Genomic DNA, 2,207 nt, shown 5'->3' on the forward strand with positions numbered 1-2,207 from the left:
TTGTTTTAAGGCTCGTTCAATATTTAGCATTCTTCTGGCCAATTTCTGCTTGAACCATTTTACCTTATTTCCCAACAACTCTATTATTAATTGTTAATTAAATAATTGTGGTTTAAAGCCTCCCCTTTGAAGGGGAAAAAAAGTGCTAGGATATTTCCCAATCTTCAATTCCGTAGCGGTTTTAACCAGAGGTAATTATCAATTATCCATTATCAATTATCAATTATTGAACCTTCTTGCCCCATCGCCTTGCTAGTTAAAATTTATAGCTCATTGTTTGAATTTTCTTCAGCAAGTTCTAACTACTCATAGTTAACAAATTCAAAAATTTTGTGATAGACTAATAAATTGCAGACCTTATAGGGTGGAGGTATAACCGCGCAGAATGAAACAATTGGGAACCCATCTAGTCGTTGATGCTTGGCATTCTCCCGCAGAGCTACTCAACGACCCAGAACGTATACGTGGCTCTTTAATTGATGCAATTTCAGCAGGAGGAGCAACTCTCATAGATTTATGTGTTCATCAGTTTAGTCCTCATGGGGTGACGGCAACGGCAACACTAGCAGAATCTCATATTGCCATCCACACATGGCCTGAGTTAGGTTACTTTGCAGCTGACTTATTCTTTTGTGGCCATGGAAACCCACACAAAGCTATAGAGATTCTAGAAACCGCTCTCCAAGCTAAACAAATAAAATTGACAGAGCTAAAGCGCGGTTTTGAACCTGGGATGGGAGTCCAAGATACTGCTACGAAAAATCAAAATGCTAAAAGTTTGGTGCAAATCAAGTTGAACTAGCCACTAACTACTGAAGTTGAATAGTTGGACACTCCTAAGACACATCTAGATAACTCTTAAAAATGTTTGAAAGTTTCCTACAACCTATAGAAAACAATAACTAACCCGCTCAAAATCAACTTAATTTTTAATCGTAGGTCACGACAAGAAAGGTGATTGAGAGATCCATTAACCTTAAATTTTGGTAAAAATAATGGAATATGGAATATAGTTGCAAAATTTTCTAGATTTATATCAACTTTGGTGCTGGCCAAATACATGATTTTCTTTAGCGTTGCATATTTGCGGGATAAATTATAGTTTTGGAGAAAGAGGAAGTATAAAGATGAGATTTACCTTTTCTGCCAAAATTCATCCCTTGGTTGTGGTGCATTGAAATTATTTAGCTATTCCGTTGAGAAGACTACCCATCCCTTGATTTAGCAACGCCAAAAAACTTTCTACTTTTTATGTCTTTAGTTTTCCCCTCTTCCCTCCTAACTCCTAACTCCTAACTCCTAAGCCTTAAATATCATACACATATTCAGCAACGCCATTTTTTTTAATTAGTGGTTTGGGTTTCGTCTATCCCTAAGATGAAGGGTAGTCAGTTTTAATCCCCTGTTGTTATAGCTATATAATAGTTAACTTTACCAAATTATGTTTTAAGTCCGTTTGATCCTCACATTTCATGTATTTAGTAAAGCTGAACAGAGTTCTATCGCTGATTTAAAATTGGCCTCACTACCCAATAACCAGCACCAAATGCAGTAATTACAATTAGACAAACAGCAACTACTAACCAAATTCCATTCAGGTTAGATACTTGTGTAGAACTGGAAAATCTACTGTAGCGACTTTTGTCTGATTCTTCTGTAAATAGATGTTCTGGAAAATCTGGATCTGTTGGTTTAGGATCGGTAAATGGTAGAGAAGGAGAAGAGGATGATATTTCAGGAGCATCGACCTTAAAGTTAGAACTTAAATAATTAGAACTAATAGTATTGGTAGACTGAGAGTCAGGAAAAGAAGGTATTTGTGGTTGTGCTACCTGGGTTAATGACTGGGCAGCATTTAAAGCTTCTTGTAACTGCATTGCGGAGTTAATAACCTTTTCAATTTCTATTCTCAGTTTTTGATTTTGCTGTATTAACTGTTCATTATGGACTTTTAGGGATTCTAACTTGATTTGAGCTGCTTGTAGTTCAGCAGTAGCTTCTCTATATAAAGAAATAGGTACAGATGGAGAATAGTTATTTTCTGATAATGGTCCATTTTTACCAGATGTGCTGATATTTTGCATTATGTTACTATCTAATATTTTTCGGATCCATTTTATCGCTGACTGTGCAGTATTTCCGAGTCTTTATGAACCTTTTGGTATTGTTGCCCTCGAAAGTTTTGCAGCAAAAGTACCAGTAGTGGT

At 36.1% G+C, this 2,207-nt stretch carries 2 protein-coding genes and 1 pseudogene; 2 read left to right on the plus strand and 1 reads right to left on the minus strand.

What is annotated here, in order from left to right; all coding sequences use genetic code 11:
* The first annotated feature begins 385 nt into the window (after nucleotides 1-385).
* Nucleotides 386-802, plus strand: coding sequence for an adenosylmethionine decarboxylase (speD, locus tag AFK68_RS00770; RefSeq protein WP_094670859.1), 417 nt, complete (start codon nucleotides 386-388; stop codon nucleotides 800-802).
* A gap of 697 nt (nucleotides 803-1,499) precedes the next feature.
* Here speD and AFK68_RS00775 read toward each other — a convergent pair.
* Nucleotides 1,500-2,084, minus strand: a complete 585-nt coding sequence (locus tag AFK68_RS00775) for a hypothetical protein (RefSeq protein ID WP_094670861.1) — start codon at nucleotides 2,082-2,084, stop codon at nucleotides 1,500-1,502.
* A gap of 34 nt (nucleotides 2,085-2,118) precedes the next feature.
* On the opposite strand from AFK68_RS00775, the pseudogene AFK68_RS00780 reads away from it, so the two are divergent.
* Nucleotides 2,119-2,207, plus strand: a pseudogene (locus tag AFK68_RS00780) (glycosyltransferase); the annotation flags it as partial.

It is taken from the genome of Hydrocoleum sp. CS-953 (assembly GCF_002260545.1).
Taxonomy (GTDB): domain Bacteria; phylum Cyanobacteriota; class Cyanobacteriia; order Cyanobacteriales; family Microcoleaceae; genus Trichodesmium.

What these genes read in the sequence shown, in the direction of transcription:
- AFK68_RS00775 (WP_094670861.1), bottom strand. Translation starts at nt 2,084, where the DNA reads ATGCAAAATATCAGCACATCTGGTAAAAATGGACCATTATCAGAAAAT.
- speD (WP_094670859.1), top strand. Translation starts at nt 386, where the DNA reads ATGAAACAATTGGGAACCCATCTAGTCGTTGATGCTTGGCATTCTCCC.